The sequence below is a fragment of the Flavobacterium haoranii genome, assembly GCF_009363055.1.
In the GTDB taxonomy this organism is placed as follows: domain Bacteria; phylum Bacteroidota; class Bacteroidia; order Flavobacteriales; family Flavobacteriaceae; genus Flavobacterium; species Flavobacterium haoranii.
The window spans coordinates 1,505,209-1,521,607 of sequence record NZ_CP045292.1 but is presented as its reverse complement, the minus strand read 5'-3'; the positions used below and the strand labels follow the sequence as shown (position 1 = coordinate 1,521,607).

Sequence of the window (16,399 nt, the reverse complement as noted above, 5' to 3'; positions counted from 1 at the left end):
AATTTAAAATGTTTGAAGGTATTAAATCTTTCTATGATATTTTTACGAGTAAAACTAATTCAGTAATTTCAAAATTTACATTTTTTATTAGTCTATTAGTTTTTTTACTGTTTATTGATTTTTCGTTTAATCTTACTTTTAATTATTTTTTAAATAATAAGTTAAATCAATTGGAAATGATTAATAAATTAAAAAACAACTATAATGAAGATGAAGATAAGCTTAGAGTTTTAAGAAATATGGAAAATGAAATTCTTATTTCAAGACATTATTTGTCATTTTTAAATGAATTTAAAAAAAATGTAGTGTTATTAAATGATAATTCAAATCAGAATTTGAATTCGAATACAAGTAAAATTACTGACAATAGATCTTTTATTTTGATGTATTTATCATCAGGTTCTTTACTTTTTATTCTATCAATTTATAGGGTTAAAACGGGTTTAGGAGGACATGGGACCGTTATGGATTTTTCTTTTTGCTTTTTATGTCTTTTGTTTTGACTTTTTTGTTTTATACAATTCCTATTATGAATAAATCAATTTACAATTATATAATTAATTTTATTCTACAATTTGTTTTTTCTCTATTATTATTTAGTAAAATAAAAAAAGCTAACTAATGTAAAGTTCATAAATTATTAATAAAATTATTCTATCTAACATAGATTCGTAATCTATGCTACCATAATAAAAAATCCCAACTCGTAGAGTTGGGATTTTTTTTATCTATAATTTACCAGTTCTTACAACTTAGCAAATAATTTTTCCATTTCTTCTTTCACTTCGTCAGCTAAAACATTATCTACTAAAATACGACCACTGTGCTCGTCAGTAATAATTTTTTTGCGACCTGCAATTTCCATTTGCGTTTGTGGTGGAATAGTAAAGAAAGAACCTGCAGAAGCACCACGCTCGATAGAAACTACCGCTAAACCGTTTCTTACACTTCCTCTAATTCTTTTGTAAGCAGCTAATAAACGCTCCTCAATTTGTTTTTCATATTCAGCCGATTTTTCCATTAAGAAGTTTTCTTCTTTTTCAGTTTCAGCCATAATATCTTTTAATTCCGCTTTTTTGTGCTTTAAGTGGTTTTGTTTACCATCTAATTTTTCTTTAGTTTGGGCAACCAATTCTTTTTATGCTCCACAGAAGCTTTCATTTCTTTAATGTGCTTTTCTGCTAATTGAATTTCTAATTCTTGGAACTCAACTTCTTTTGTTAAAGAGTTGTATTCTCTATTATTGCGAACATTTTTTTGTTGCTCTAAATATTTTTTTATAGTAGCTTTATGCTCGTCTATAGCATTTTTCTTCTCTTTAATTTGAGCATCAATTGTGTCTAAATCATTTTTAAATTTCTCTAAACGCTTAGTTAGACCAGCAACTTCGTCTTCTAAATCTTCAACTTCTAGTGGTAATTCTCCTCTTACGCTTCTGATCTCGTCAATTTTAGAATCGATTAACTGTAAGCTGTAAATTGCTCTTAACTTGTCTTCTACGCTTAGTTCTTTAGTGTTTGCCATATTTAAAAATATTGAACCGGGTTTGTATTTACTTCTGATAAAATGATTGCAAAATTAGTGATTTTTTCTTTAAGATAATCAACAATATAATTTTTTGTAAATCTTTCACTTTCAAAGTGTCCAATGTCGGCCAAAAGTAGTTTTCCTTCAGCTTCATAAAACTGGTGATATTTTAAATCGGCAGTCAAAAAAGCATCGGCACCAGAAGCGATGGCTTGCTTAATGGCAAAACTTCCCGAACCGCCTAAAACCGCCACTTTTTTAACAGTTTTTCCCGTAAAAGCACTATGACGAATACCACCACATTGCATTTTTTCTTTTACAAATTTTAGAAAATCGGTTTCAGTTAGTGCTGTGTCAAATTCGCCTACCATTCCTAAACCAATATTTTGATGTAAATTATCTAAAGAATAAATTTCATAAGCTACTTCTTCGTACACATGATTTTTAAACAGCGCTTTTAAAATTTTAGTTTCCAAATGTTTTTCGAAAGTAACTTCAATTTTAACTTCTTCGTTTTCTACAAATTCAAAACGTTCGCCTATTTCAGGATTCGATTCTTCGTTTCCTAAATAAGTGCCAATTCCCTTGCTGTTAAAACTGCAATCTTCATAATTGCCAATTTTTCCAGCACCCGCATCAAATAAAGCATTTCTTAATTTTTCAGCATTTTCGGAAATAGTGTACGTTACCAGCTTTTTAATGTAATTTGCCTTTGGAACCAATGTTTTTGTATTTGTTAAACCTAAAGCATCACAAAATATTTTGTTCACACCTTTTTTATGATTGTCTAGTGCTGTGTGAACGGCATAAATAGCAATATCATTTTTAATAGCCTTTAAAATAGCTCTTTCGACATAATTTTTACCCGTAATTTTCTTAATACCACTAAATAAAATAGGGTGAAAGCAAACTACTAAATTGCATTTTTTTTCTATAGCTTCGTCAATTACATTTTCTAAAGCATCATGGCAAACCAAAACACCAGTGATGTTATCGTTTGGATTTCCAACTAATAAACCCACATTATCGAAGTCTTCGGCGTATTGTAGTGGCGCCATTTCTTCTAAAACAGAAAGAATTTTGTGTAGTTCCATTTTGAGTAGTATTTCTATTATAACCGTCCGTCAGTTCGAGTGAAATTCTGAAAGAATTTTGTATCGAGAACTAATGTTATTTTCTAAATTCTTGTTCTCGATAAGATTTTTTTATTCTCGTTTCACTCGAATTGACAAAAATCACTCGAACTGACGAATTTCAATTTAAACTCAAAAGACAAATCAAATATACTATTTTAATAGCGATTTGAAGTGTTTTATTTGTTTTAAATAGATTGAATTTGTATTAAAATAATTACTTTCGTGTTATGCAATTGGTACGAAAATTACTTTTTCCTTTCGGAATCTTTTATTGGATAATTACTTATCTACGTAACGTATTTTATGATATTGGAATTTTTAAAAGTTATAAAATTCCTGTAAAGAGTATTGTTGTTGGGAATCTTAGTGTGGGCGGTACTGGTAAAACACCTCACATAGAGTATTTAATTCGCTTGCTTCAAAATAAAAAGATAGCAACATTAAGTAGAGGTTATGGTCGCAAAACTAAAGGATTTATTTTAGCTAATGAACAAGTAAAACCAACAGAAATAGGAGATGAGCCGTTTCAGTTTTTTACAAAGTTTAAAAATATTTCCGTTGCGGTTGATGGTAATAGAACCAATGGTGTACAACAATTGATGCAATTGGTACAACCTGAAATTATTCTTTTAGACGATGCATACCAACATCGAAAAGTTACGGCTGGCTTTACCGTTTTACTAACCGATTATAGCAATCTTTTTTCAGAAGACTATATTTTGCCTTTTGGCGATTTAAGAGAACCTTCTTTTGGTAAAAAAAGAGCTAATGTGATAATTGTCACAAAATGTCCGCATGATATTTCTGAAATTGCGCAGCAAAATATTATTAAGAAATTAAAAGTTAGCGTTCCGGTATTTTTTAGTCACATTGTTTACGACGAACAAATTTATAATGGCGAATCTGCTGTTACTATTTCTGCTGTAAACGAACCTAAATTAATAGTTGCTGGAATTGCAAAACCCAAAAGCTTTGTCGATTTCTTGAAAAAGAAAATGATGAAGTAATGTTATTTCCTGATCATCATGAATTTTCGGAGAGTGAAATTGAGAATATCATTACGAAAGCAAATGGTAAAAAAATTATTACTACCGAAAAAGATTTTATGCGATTGAAAGGAAAAATTAGTAAGGAATATTTGTATTATTTACCAATAAAAGTTGCGATAAACAACAAACAAGAATTTGATAAAAAGATTTTAGAATATGTGGGATAAAGTTCAAGAAACTGTTCAATTTTTAAACGAAAAAACCAATCATTTTTCACCAGAATTTGGAGTAATTTTAGGTTCTGGTTTAGGCGGATTTGCAGATGATGTTAAAGTAGAATATGCAATTTCGTATAACGAAATACCAAATTTTCCTATTTCGACTGTTCAAGGGCATAAAGGAGCTTTGTTATTTGGAACAATTGGTAATAAAAAAGTTGTAGCCATGCAAGGGCGTTTTCATTATTATGAAGGTTATACCATGCAACAAGTGACTTTTCCTGTTCGCGTAATGAAATATTTAGGTGTTCAAAGATTAGTGGTTTCAAATGCTTCTGGCGGAGTAAATCCGAGTTTTAAAGTGGGTGATGTCATGATGATTACCGATCATATTAATTTTATGCCAGAGCATCCGCTTCGTGGGAAAAATGATGAGCGTTTTGGGCCAAGATTCCTAAACATGAGCGAACCTTATTCTAAAAGCATCATGAAAGTTGCGCGACAAATTGCCCAAGAATTTCAGTTCGATTTAAAAGAAGGCGTTTATTTAGCCTTACAAGGTCCTACGTTTGAAACTTTGGCAGAATACAAAATGGTAAAAGTTCTTGGTGCCGATTGCGTAGGAATGTCAACAGTTCCTGAAGTTATTGTAGCACGACACATGAATATGGATTGTTTTGGTGTTTCTGTAATTACCGATATGGGTGATGAAGATAATATTGAAGAAGTGAATCACGATGAGGTTTTAGAAGCTGCTAAGAAAGCGGAACCTGTTGTGCGAAACTTAATTAAAAATCTTATTGTGAAACTGTAAGATGATTTGAAATAGTGTTATAAAATTCTTCTGGGATGAATGGTTTTGTAATTACATCATTCATACCAAAAGAAAGTAGCATTTCTCGGTTTTCATTTAAAGAAATAGCAGTAAGCGCAATAATTGGAGTTTTAGAATCAAATTTTCTAATTATTGCAGTGGCTTCAGTTCCATTAATTCCTGGTAAATGAACATCCATTAAAACTAAATCGTACTGATTTTCCTTTAAATTTTCGATAGCATCTTCACCATTTTCAAGAACTGTACACTCCATGCCTTTTTTCTCAAGCATTTTTTTGGTAATCATTTGATTAATTTTGTTGTCTTCAACTAAAAGGATGTTTTTGTCTATAAAAATAGTTTCATCTGTAGATTGTTGTAAATTTTCTGTTTTTATAGATGCTCCTTTTTTGAAATCTAAAGTAAAAGTAAACTTAGTTCCATGATTGCTTTCACTTTCTAAATGAATATCGCTTCCTAGAATTTCTAAAATTTTCTTTACAATAGAAAGTCCTAAACCAGTTCCGCCGTAAGTTCTATTTATCTCTACTGAACCTTGACTAAAACTGTCGAAAATATCTTTTTGTTTGTCTTTTGGAATTCCAATTCCGTTATCTTTTATTTCGAAAAATAATTTTACATTTTCACCATCATTTTCTACTTCATTAATGGTTAACCAAACATCACCATTTTTACTGAATTTTATAGCGTTATTAATTAAATTGATTAAAACCTGTGAAAGTTTTGTAGGATCGCCAACAACGTTATAATTTATATTAGAATCTATACTTTGATGGAAATTGATATTGTTTGAAAGTATAAATTCTTTAAAAGAAGTTTTAATATTGTCTAGAAGTTCAGTTAGGGAGAAATTAATATTTTCTACCATTACTTTATCCGATTCTAATCGGTTAATTTCTAAGATATCGTTAATGAAATTGAGTAAGTAACTTCCTGAAAACTCTAATGATTTTAGATAATTTAATTGATTAGCTCTTGGTTTTTCTTGAAGTAAAAGATAGGTAATTCCGTTAATAGCATTTAATGGAGTTCTTAATTCGTGACTCACAGTTGCTAAGAATTCAGCTCTTGCTTTCGATGCTTTTTCTGCTCTTTCTTTTTCTAATGTGAGTTCTAAGTTTTTCTCTTTTAAAAGTTTATTGGTCGAAATTCTTATTTTGTTGTTTTTGTATAAAGACAAACTTAATAACGATAAAATGGAAATTAAAGCAATACTTAAAATACTGATAAGCTTAGAAAAACGTAGCGTTTTTTGTTGGTTCTTTTTTTCTTTATCGAGTAATTCAATAGTTTTTAATTGTTTGTCAAATTCAATCTTCTCAAAAGTATTATCCGATAAATATTTTGAGTAATATTCACCAATAGAATCAGAAATTGTTATGTATCGGTTTAGATAAATATTTGATCTTTTAAAATCGCTAGTTTCTGCAAGAACCTCACTTAACTTCTTAAGAACCTTTTTTGAAGTACAATATTTTTATTGTTGTTGAGGTTTATTTTATGTGCAGTTTCAAAAGCATCAATAGCGGCATCATAATTGAGTTTCGTAAAATAAATTTCTCCAAGTTGATAATAAGCTTCAATTTTGGTTTCAATTAAAGCATTACTATCCGAAATATTAGCAATTACTTTTTTAAAAATTTCTTCGGCAATATTAATATTTCCTTTGTTTTTTTGAAGTATTCCTTTTTGCAGGTTTATGAGTTCGATAGCATCATCAAATTCTAGACTTTGATAAATGGAAGTCGCTTTTTTAAAATAAATTTCCGATAATTCAGGTTTATCTTTCTCTAAATAACATTTTCCAAGATTATAATAGGCGAGTGCTAAATTTGAGTTTGCGTCTTCTTTTGTATAAATGTTTATACTTCGAATAAAATGTTCAATTGCGGTTTCTGGTTTTTCTAAATCGTAATAAATGCCACCTAGAACTAAATAACAATCGGCAAGTTTGTGTTCTAATTTGTTGTTAATAGCAAAATCAATCGCTTTTTCGGTGTAAACAATTGCTTTGTTAAACGATTTTTTATCTTCTTTGTTGAAAATTGCAATTTCTAAATAGTAATCGACACTGTCATTAATTTCGGCAACTTCTTTGTACAATGATTGCGAATAACCCGAAAAGGTTACTAAAAAGAATAAAAGTATTTGAAATGAAATCTTCTTCTTCAATGCAATTTTACTATTTGTGAAGTTGGTGAGTAACTTGTTATAAAAATAGTAAAAATTATTTATTGTTTAAGAATAAAATTAAATCTACGATTCGAGAAGAGTAACCAATTTCATTATCATACCAACCCACAACCTTCACCATTCTGTCGATTACAGATGTTAATTGGGCGTCAAATAAACAAGAATTTGTATTTCCTAAAATATCTACTGAAACAATTGGATCTTCGGTATAAGCTAAAACTCCTTTTAAATCTGTTTCGGCAGCTTTTTTAAATGCAGCGTTAATTTCTTCAATCGTAACTTCTTTTTTTACATTGAATGTGATATCCGTTAAAGAACCATCTGGAACAGGAACACGAATACCACAACCTCCAATTTTTCCATCAAGTTCAGGGAAAATCTTTGTTAAAGCTTTTGCAGCTCCAGTTGTTGTAGGAACAATAGATTGTGCAGCTCCACGCGCTCTTCTTAAATCTTTATGAGGTTGGTCGTGTAAACTTTGATCGGTTGTATAAGAATGTACGGTTGTAATGTATGCTTGTTCAATTTTACAAAGTTCTTGTAAAACTTTGATCATAGGTGCGGCATTATTTGTAGTACAACTTGCATTTGAAATAATGTTTTCGGTACCATCAATAATAGAATCGTTAACACCTAAAACTACAGTTTTAATGGAATCGTCTTCAGGTGGAACAGATAAAATAACTTTTTTAGCACCCGCTTTAATATGATTTTCTAAAGTGGCTCTAGTTTTAAATTTACCTGTAGATTCCACAACGTAATCAATTTGTAAATCGTTCCAATTTAAATTGCTAATTTCCTTTTCATGAAAAAAATGCACAAACTGATTCTCAACATAAATTCCGTTTTCATCGTGAGTTACAGTTTGTGGTAATATGCCATGAATGCTGTCGTATTTTAATAAATGTGCCATAGTTTTATTATCGGCAATGTCATTTATAGCAACAACTTCAATAGAAGGATGATTTAGTAATAAGCGAAAAACATTTCGGCCAATTCTACCAAATCCATTTATAGCAACTTTTATTTTCGTCATTTAGTGTTCTAAATTCTAACTTTAATTTATTCTCGATACATTTTTTTGGTTCGTCAGTTCGAGTTTTTCTAAAGAAAATTATCGAGAACCGAATCAAAAAAACACTCGATTTGACGTTTTAATGAATATGTTTTTCGGCATGATAAGAAGAACGCACTAAAGCACCACTTTCTACATGACGGAAACCAAGTTCTTTTCCTATTTTTTCGTATTTTTCAAATTGTTCTGGACGAATAAATTCCTTTACAGGTAAATGTTTTTTACTAGGCTGTAAATACTGACCGATAGTAACAATATCGACATTGGCAGCTTTTAAATCGTGTAAAGTTTCGATAACTTCTTCTTCAGTTTCACCTAAACCTAACATGATACCCGATTTGGTTCTTTTTATGCCTTGATCTTTTAAGTATTTTAAAACCTCTAAACTTCTATCATATTTTGCTTGGATACGCACTTCACGAGTTAAACGACGAACGGTTTCCATGTTGTGCGAAACAACTTCTGGAGCAACTTCAATAATACGATCAATGTTTCTATGAATACCTTGAAAATCTGGAATTAATGTTTCTAAAGTAGTTTCCGGATTCATTCTACGAATAGCTTTTACAGTTTCTGCCCAAATAATAGAACCGCCATCTTTTAAATCGTCTCTATCTACCGAAGTAATTACAGCGTGTTTAATTTTCATTATTTTGATTGAACGAGCTACTTTTTCTGGTTCGTCCCATTCTACAGTTTCTGGTCGTCCTGTTTTTACACCACAAAAACCGCACGAACGCGTACAAACATTTCCAAGAATCATAAATGTAGCCGTTCCTTCACCCCAACATTCGCCCATATTAGGACAACTTCCTGAAGTACAAATAGTATTTAATTTGTATTTATCTACTAATCCGCGAAGATCACTATAGTTTTTTCCAGTTGGTAATTTAACTCTTAACCATTTTGGTTTAGGCTCTCTAGGAGGAAATACATTTTCAGCTACATTTTCCATAATAATTCTTTTTCGAAATGCAAAGATACGATATGCAAATTAGAAATTAGAAGTTAGAAATTATAAATTTCTACTAAAAGAATTTAAGCCTTGAAAAAAGAAAAAGTTTAGAATTACTTTCTTTTTTTCTCCTTTTTTGTAATTACTTCTGCTAGTAATTTTTTAGCTCTCAGTAATTTAATTTTAATGTTATTCAATGGTTCGTTTAAACTTTCTGCCATTTCTTGATAGCTCATTTCTTGAAAATAACGCATTTGAATAACTTCTTGGTAAGCTGGTTTTAGTTGCTTGATGTATTGCAATAATTGCGAAAGATTTTGTTCTGTAATTAAATCATCTTCGGCTGAAGGACTTTCATCAACGACATCAAAAGCGCGTTCATCATCTTCACTTGATAGGTCAACAAATAGAGAGGATTTCTTTTTGCGCAACATATCGATATGAACGTTTTTTGCAATAGTAATTAACCAAGTATTAAAACCAAATTCGGGATTATAACTGTTTAATTTGTCGAAAGCTTTTGCAAAAGTTTCAATAACAATATCATCGGTATCGTGTTCGTTTTCAGTTCTTTTTAGCATAAAACCATACACTTCATTCCAATAAAAATCGAGCAAAAAAGTAAAAGCAACTTGGTCGCCATTTTTTGCTTTTTCAATATTACTTTGAATGATTTCGGATGTTATTTCCAATGTACTGGTTTTGAAAAAATGTTAGTAATGAAAACGTTTAATTGTGTGAATATAAGGAATATTTCAATAAATGGGAACCAATACATTACATCTTTTTCTTTCAACTTTCCAGCGGCAAAACCTAAAGATAACCAAGTGAAAATGTAGCGAAAAACTACAATTGGTAACACAATCATCCATTGGTATTGAAAAGCTAAAAGAATTACAGCTAGTAAAAAGAAACTAATTTGTGTAAAAAAGAATAAGCCTAATTGAAATTTATCGAAAGCTTTATAGTGTTTAGCCGTAGAAACATGACGTCTTTTTTGGTTAAACCATTCTTTAAAAGTTTTTCTTGGTTCCGAATAAGTAAAACTATCTTCTGAAAAACAAATTGTGGTATTTTGTTTATTTGCTGCTTGATTGATAAATAAATCATCGTCTCCAGAGCGAATTTTCATGTGATCCATAAAACCACGAACTTTAAAAAATTCTTCTTTTTTGTAGGCTAAATTTCGACCAACTCCCATGTAGGGTTGCCCCATTTTTGCCCAAGCAAAATATTGCGTAGCAGTTAATAAAGTTTCAAATCGAATAATTTTATTTAAGAAAGAATTTTTAACTTTTTCATAAGCACCATAACCTAAAACTATAGTTTTATGCATGGTTAAATGCGCCGTCATTTCCGTAATCCAATTGTTTGAATTTGGGTAACAATCGCCATCAGTAAAAAGTAAATATTCGTTTTTAGCAGCTTTAATTCCTAATGTTAAGGCATATTTTTTATTACCCCAAAAAGCTTCATTGTTGTCTACTTTAACTAGTTTAACCTTTGTGTTTTGTTTTTCAAAATACTCAAAAAGTTCTCTAGTTTCGTCGCTTGAAGCATCATCGATAAGGACAACTTCATAATCGGGATAATTTTGCTCTAAAAGTAGCGGAACAAACTTTTTTACGTTTTCGGCTTCATTTTTAGCACAAACAATAACTGAAATAGGAATTTTCTTAGTTTTAGCTTCGTGCTTTTTAGCAAAACTAAACCTTCCGAAAAAAACGATATAATAAAGGAATTGCAACAAAGTTACTGTTGCAAAAGCAATGAGTAGAATTTCAAAAACCATAAAAGAAGAAAAACTTAAGAGTGTGAAGGTTCGTTACAATCTTTGTATTGTTCTGGAGTTCTTCCGCAATAGCTACAAGTTTCGCCTTCTTGGTTTAAAAACGGACTTTGACTAGCACATGTTCCTGCGAATTTACCATCTTTTTTACCCCAAATTTTAATGGCAATTCCGGCAACTGCTAATAATAATAATCCTATGGTAAGTAATGCTAGTTTCATGATATTCTATTTTGATGCAAATTTACAAAAGAAAAATGAATTGTTATTTGTATAGGGTAAAATTTACTCTTTTACTATTTTAAAAGTTTCTATTAAACCCTTTTCGTTTTTTAAACTTAATAGATAACAACCCACAGAAAGTTTTGAAACATCAATACTGCTTAATTCAGATGAAATATTCCCTTCAAGCATTTTAGCGCCCATAAGATTATAAATAATATACTGCATTGTTTCTGGTACATTATTTAGATTTAAAATATCTCTTGCGGGGTTTGGAAAAACATCAATTTTAAGATAATCAAAATTCTCATTACTTAACGATTGACAAGCTTGTGTAGCAAATTTTGTTACAAAAAAATCAGTATTACCTCCACTTGTATAATGGGTATTTCCATTACTGTCTGTTAAGTCTAATCCCATAAATCCTCCTACAATTAAATCGCCAGCAACATCTTGTTCAATTGCAGTAAATGAATCTTGAAAACCATTTGTCCCTACAATTCTATGCATGCTCAAACAATTCCCATTAGAAGAATCAAATCTCGCAAGTAATGGGTCTCCTGTATTGTTAACTCCAGGACCTAAAATATTTTGTGTTCCCCATGTTGTATTTAATATTATTTGACCTCCAAAAATTATTTCACTATTAATTCTATCATAATGTAAGGATGATGATGCTAGTTGCCCATAACCTCCAATATTACCTGGAGTTGAATATCTTGTAACCCAATCATAGGATGTAATATCAGAATTGCATTTCATTATAAAATAATTGCCATCATAACCAGAAGTGTAGGAGTAATTATTAAAACTACCTGGTAAGATTTGATTACCTGGAAAACCTCCTACATAAATATTATTTTGATCATCAAAAGTTAAGGTATTTAATGTTGCAGATCCAGTTACTTCACGATACCACTGATACTGACCTAAATTATTAAAGCAAATAATTTTAGGTAAAGTATAATCTAAATTGTTTCCTCCTGCACTTACAGTAATAGTATTAGAATTATACAAAAAGATTGCATAATAATACCCATTATAAGGATTACGACACCATCGTAACTCTGCTGAAGTATAGTTTGAGAGTTCTAATTCAAATGGAGTGGCACTAATAAAATTACCAGAAGTATCATATTTTAATAAATAATGTAAAAAGGTAAACTATTATTGGTATTACTAAATGCGCCTCCTTCATAACTTCCTGGGGCAATTCTTGCAATACAAAATAAATTATCATTAACCATATATGTATTGCGAATCATAAATAAAGTTGGTTGATCATAAGGCACGGGGTCATGAAAAAAATGAACCCATTGATAAACTCCATTACTAGTAAACTTAGCTATAAAACTACGATTACAAAAGTCTTGAGTATTACTAGATATAAAATCTACTCCATTATTATCGCCAATTCTGGGTATAGAATAAGAAGGATAAGAACCGTCATCATTTCTACATTGTGCTAAACTTCCAACTACAAAAATGTTATCTTGTGTATCCACTTCAACACCTAAAATATTATCATTATCTCCTCCTCCAAAAACTTTATGCCAACGATAATTACCTTCACAACTATAACTAACCAAAATTACATCAACATCATTTGAGTTTAATTCATATACTGATATAGGCAAAGAACTGTTTATCATAGTACCATCTTTACTAATTTTAGAAACTATATAAACATTTCGTTGACTATCTGTTGCAATATCAATCACTTCTTCTCTTTTGTTGCTACTAACCGAATTATTTCCACCTCCATTCTGCAACCATTGAAAACTTTGGGATAAGCCTATGAATGGAAAAATTAGAACAAGTATGTAGTGTCTAAAATTCAATATTTATTCTTTTACTATTTTAAAAGTTTCTATTAAACCCTTTTCGTTTTTTAAACTTAATAGATAACAACCCATAGAAAGTTTTGAAACATCAATACTGCTTAATTCAGATGAAATATTCCCTTCTAGCATTTTAGCGCCCATAAGATTATAAATAATATACTGCATTGTTTCTGGTACATTATTTAGATTTAAAATATCTCTTGTGGGGTTTGGAAAAACATCAATTTTAAGATGGTCAAAATTCTCATTACTTAACGATTGACAAGCTTGTGTAGCAAATTTTGTTACAAAAAAATCAGTATTACCTCCACTTGTATAATGGGTATTCCCATTACTATCTGTTAAATCTAATCCCATAAATCCTCCTACAATTAAATCGCCAGCAACATCTTGTTCAATTGCAGTAAATGAATCTTGAAAACCATTTGTCCCTACAATTCTATGCATGCTCAAACAATTTCCATTAGAAGAATCGAATCTCGCAAGTAATGGGTCACCACTATTATTAACTCCAGGACCTGTAAGTGTAATTGGGCTCCAGTACAAACTATTTCCTGCAATATCTCCAGCGAAAATTAATTCGTTATTGAATTGATCAAAAAATAAAACCCTATTTTGTTGACTGTATCCTACAGGATAACCTGGTACAGAAAAATTTGTTACCCATTCATACGATGTAACTTCAGAGTTACATTTCATTATATAACTAGTTACTCCTGTATTTGAAGGTACTGACCAATTTAAAAATGTGTCGTTAATAAAACTATTCCCTACTCCAGATAGATACAAATGGTTACTTGAATCAAAATCTAATGAGGTAAAATTAATTTGACTTCCACTTGGTTCTCTATGCCACTGATACTGACCTAAATTATTAAAGCAAATAATTTTAGGTAAAGTATAATCTAAATTGTTTCCTCCTGCACTTACAGTAATAGTATTAGAATTATACAAAAAGATTGCATAATAATACCCATTATAAGGATTACGATACCATCGTAACTCTGCTGAAGTATAATTTGAGAGTTCTAATTCAAATGGTGTGGCACTAATAAAATTACCAGAAGTATCATATTTTAATAAATAATGTAAAAAAGGTAAACTATTATTGGTATTACTAAATGCGCCTCCTTCATAACTTCCTGGGGCAATTCTTGCAATACAAAATAAATTATCATTAACTATATATGTATTGCGAATCATAAATAAAGTTGGTTGGTCATAAGGCACGGGGTCATGAAAAAAATGAACCCATTGATAAACTCCATTACTAGTAAACTTAGCTATAAAACTACGATTACAAAAGTCTTGAGTATTACTAGATATAAAATCTACTCCATTATTATCGCCAATTCTGGGTATAGAATAAGAAGGATAAGAACCGTCATCATTTCTACATTGTGCTAAACTTCCAACTACAAAAATGTTATCTTGTGTATCCACTTCAACACCTACAATATTATCATTATCTCCTCCTCCAAAAACTTTATGCCAACGATAATTACCTTCACAACTATAACTAACCAAAATTACATCAACATCATTTGAGTTTAATTCATATACTGATATAGGCAAAGAACTGTTTAACATAGTACCATCTTTACTAATTTTAGAAACAATATAAACATTTCGTTGACTATCTGTCGCAATATCAATCACTTCTTCTCTTTTGTTGCTACTAACCGAATTATTTCCTCCTCCATTTTGCAACCATTGAAAACTTTGGGAAAAGCAACAAAGAGGAAAGATTACTACTATTATGTATAGTTTAAAATTCAAATTAAATTACTCTTTTATAACTTTTAAAGTTTTATTCAAACCATTTGATTTATTTAAATTTAAAATATAATATCCAGATTGAAGTTCAGATAAATCGATAGAATTTGATTCTCGAGTAACTTTACCATAAAGCACCTTTGAACCCATTATATTGAAAATTGTATATTCACAGTTTTCAGATAGATTAATAATATTCAGAATGTTCTTAGTCGGATTTGGATATATTTCAATGGTGTCACTCTCAAAACTTTCATTACTTAACGATTGGCAAACTTGATTAGCAAATTTAGTTACAAAAAAATCGGAGTTTCCACCACTAGTAAAACTAGTATTGCCATAGCTGTCTGTTAAATCTAAACCCATATAACCACCAACAATTAAATCGCCTGCTATATCTTGTTCAATAGAAGTAAAAGCATCTTGATAACCATTAGTGCCAATAATTCTATGCATACCTAAACAACTACCATTTGAAGGGTCAAATCTTGCAAGTAAAGGATCGCTACTATTGTTCGATCCGGGCCCAGTTAATGTTACAGGATTCCAAGAAAATGTTGAAGTAGCAATACTACCACCAAAAACAAGCTCATTATTAAATGTGTCGTAATATATTGAAGTTAATGGTTGTTGAATATATCCTGCAATAAAGCCTGGGGTTGTATAATAAGTTACCCAATTATATGCAGTAAGATTTGGGTTACATTTCATTATGTAAGAAGATGCACCTGTAAATAAACCATTTAATGTCCAACCTAAAAAACTGTCAGTAGTTGTGCCTTTTGTAGCTCCGGATATAAAAACATTATTACTAGAATCGAAATCAATTGCTAAAAAATTGAAATTTGTACCTGTTGATTCTCTATGCCATTGGTATTGTCCTAGTTCATTAAAACAAATTATTTTAGGTAAAGTATAATCGAGATTATTACCGCCAGCTGATACTGTAATGTTATTGCTAGAGTTGTTTAAATATAAAGCATAATAATACCCATTATAAGGGTTTCGATACCATCGTAACTCTGCCGAAGTATAGTTTGAAAGTTCTAAATCAAAAGGAGTAGCACTTATAAAATTACCAGAAGTATCATATTTTAATAGATAATACAAGAATGGAAAACTATTGTTAGTATTACTAAATGAGCCTCCTTCATAACTACCTGGAGGAATACTAGCTATCCAATAAATTTCATCGTCTATGATATAAAAATTTCTACTAGAGAACGGATGTGAGGAATAAGGGAAATTATCTATTGCAGAATAAGGAAAATGTATCCATTGAAAAGTACCATTTGAATTGAATTTAGCTAAAAATGTTCTTTGACAAGAAGTAGGGGTATTAGGTGATGTATAATCAATACCATTATTATCTCCTATTCGAGCTGTAGAGTAATACAAGTCCGATGGTAAGTCACATTCTGCAAAAAAACCAATTATGAATATATTATCTTGGCTATCAACTTCAATACAAGAAGGATATTCTGAGCTTCCACCTCCAAAAACTTTATGCCAACGATAGTTTCCATCACAGGAATAACTGACTAATAAAAAATCATAATTGTTTGAATTTGCTTCATACGTTGTTATAGGATTTTCATTAACTAATGCTCCATCCTTACTAACAATTGAAATAATGTAAACATTTCGTTGACTATCTGTAGCTATATCAATTACTTGTTCTTTTTGATAGTAGAAACTCCCGCTAATTGTATTATTGCCTCCTCCATTTTGAATCCACTGAAAACTTTGAGAAAGACTTAAAATAGGGAAGAGTAATAGATATAAATAAATGTTTTTTATAGTTTTCACAGGTAATATGTTGCCAATAAAAATAATAAAAA

The 16,399-nt window shown here is 30.3% G+C and carries 14 protein-coding genes and 2 pseudogenes; 3 read left to right on the top strand and 13 right to left on the bottom strand.

The annotated features are described in order from the left end of the window. Positions 1-176 precede the first annotated feature (176 nt). Entirely contained in the window at positions 177-503 is a 327-nt protein-coding gene (locus tag GCU34_RS07345) for a hypothetical protein (protein WP_152378405.1), read from the top strand. Positions 504-745: 242 nt separating this feature from the next. Here the strand turns inward: GCU34_RS07345 and GCU34_RS07340 are convergent. Both GCU34_RS07340 and GCU34_RS07335 read right to left on the bottom strand, forming a co-directional pair. Further along, positions 746-1,524: pseudogene (locus GCU34_RS07340) on the bottom strand (zinc ribbon domain-containing protein). Positions 1,525-1,526: 2 nt separating this feature from the next. Next, positions 1,527-2,621, bottom strand: coding sequence for a Nif3-like dinuclear metal center hexameric protein (locus GCU34_RS07335; RefSeq protein WP_072784259.1), 1,095 nt, complete (start codon positions 2,619-2,621; stop codon positions 1,527-1,529). A 269-nt stretch (positions 2,622-2,890) separates the two neighbouring features. On the opposite strand from GCU34_RS07335, the pseudogene lpxK reads away from it, so the two are divergent. Together lpxK and GCU34_RS07325 are read left to right on the top strand one after the other, a co-directional pair. Continuing rightward, positions 2,891-3,879 (top strand): annotated as a pseudogene (gene lpxK / locus GCU34_RS07330) (tetraacyldisaccharide 4'-kinase). Continuing rightward, positions 3,869-4,684 (top strand): purine-nucleoside phosphorylase, encoded by an 816-nt coding sequence (locus tag GCU34_RS07325; RefSeq protein WP_072784246.1) that lies wholly within the window; start codon positions 3,869-3,871, stop codon positions 4,682-4,684. Before lpxK ends, GCU34_RS07325 begins: the two are co-directional and overlap by 11 nt. On the opposite strand, the gene GCU34_RS13935 is transcribed toward GCU34_RS07325, so the two are convergent. The 11 genes from GCU34_RS13935 to GCU34_RS07275 all read right to left on the bottom strand — a co-directional run bounded on the left by GCU34_RS13935 (position 4,668) and on the right by GCU34_RS07275 (position 16,367). Further along, positions 4,668-5,885, bottom strand: a complete 1,218-nt coding sequence (locus GCU34_RS13935) for an ATP-binding protein (RefSeq protein WP_227658656.1) — start codon at positions 5,883-5,885, stop codon at positions 4,668-4,670. The genes GCU34_RS07325 and GCU34_RS13935 overlap by 17 nt on opposite strands. 260 nt (positions 5,886-6,145) lie before the next feature. Next, positions 6,146-6,877: a tetratricopeptide repeat protein gene (locus GCU34_RS13930; RefSeq protein ID WP_227658655.1), complete on the bottom strand. Its 732-nt coding sequence runs from the start codon at positions 6,875-6,877 to the stop codon at positions 6,146-6,148. Positions 6,878-6,932: 55 nt separating this feature from the next. Beyond that, a complete protein-coding gene (gene gap / locus GCU34_RS07315; protein ID WP_072784245.1) occupies positions 6,933-7,934 on the bottom strand; it encodes a type I glyceraldehyde-3-phosphate dehydrogenase in 1,002 nt (333 codons plus the stop codon). Positions 7,935-8,052: 118 nt separating this feature from the next. Then, positions 8,053-8,928, bottom strand: a complete 876-nt coding sequence (gene lipA / locus GCU34_RS07310; RefSeq protein WP_072784243.1) for a lipoyl synthase — start codon at positions 8,926-8,928, stop codon at positions 8,053-8,055. 113 nt (positions 8,929-9,041) lie between these two features. Then, positions 9,042-9,620: an RNA polymerase sigma factor gene (locus GCU34_RS07305; RefSeq protein ID WP_072784241.1), complete on the bottom strand. Its 579-nt coding sequence runs from the start codon at positions 9,618-9,620 to the stop codon at positions 9,042-9,044. After that, positions 9,611-10,720, bottom strand: a complete 1,110-nt coding sequence (locus tag GCU34_RS07300; protein WP_072784239.1) for a glycosyltransferase — start codon at positions 10,718-10,720, stop codon at positions 9,611-9,613. Before GCU34_RS07300 ends, GCU34_RS07305 begins: the two co-directional genes overlap by 10 nt. A gap of 14 nt (positions 10,721-10,734) precedes the next feature. Further along, the gene (locus GCU34_RS07295; RefSeq protein ID WP_072784237.1) at positions 10,735-10,938 is read right to left on the bottom strand and encodes a membrane or secreted protein; all 204 of its coding nucleotides are present in this window, start codon (positions 10,936-10,938) and stop codon (positions 10,735-10,737) included. 63 nt (positions 10,939-11,001) lie between these two features. After that, the gene (locus tag GCU34_RS07290; RefSeq protein ID WP_152378404.1) at positions 11,002-11,955 is read right to left on the bottom strand and encodes a T9SS type A sorting domain-containing protein; all 954 of its coding nucleotides are present in this window, start codon (positions 11,953-11,955) and stop codon (positions 11,002-11,004) included. 122 nt (positions 11,956-12,077) lie between these two features. Further along, positions 12,078-12,710, bottom strand: coding sequence for a hypothetical protein (locus GCU34_RS07285; protein ID WP_152378403.1), 633 nt, complete (start codon positions 12,708-12,710; stop codon positions 12,078-12,080). A 72-nt stretch (positions 12,711-12,782) separates the two neighbouring features. Further along, entirely contained in the window at positions 12,783-14,492 is a 1,710-nt protein-coding gene (locus GCU34_RS07280) for a T9SS type A sorting domain-containing protein (RefSeq protein WP_152378402.1), read from the bottom strand. Positions 14,493-14,567: 75 nt separating this feature from the next. After that, entirely contained in the window at positions 14,568-16,367 is a 1,800-nt protein-coding gene (locus GCU34_RS07275; RefSeq protein ID WP_072784234.1) for a T9SS type A sorting domain-containing protein, read from the bottom strand. Positions 16,368-16,399: the final 32 nt, after the last annotated feature.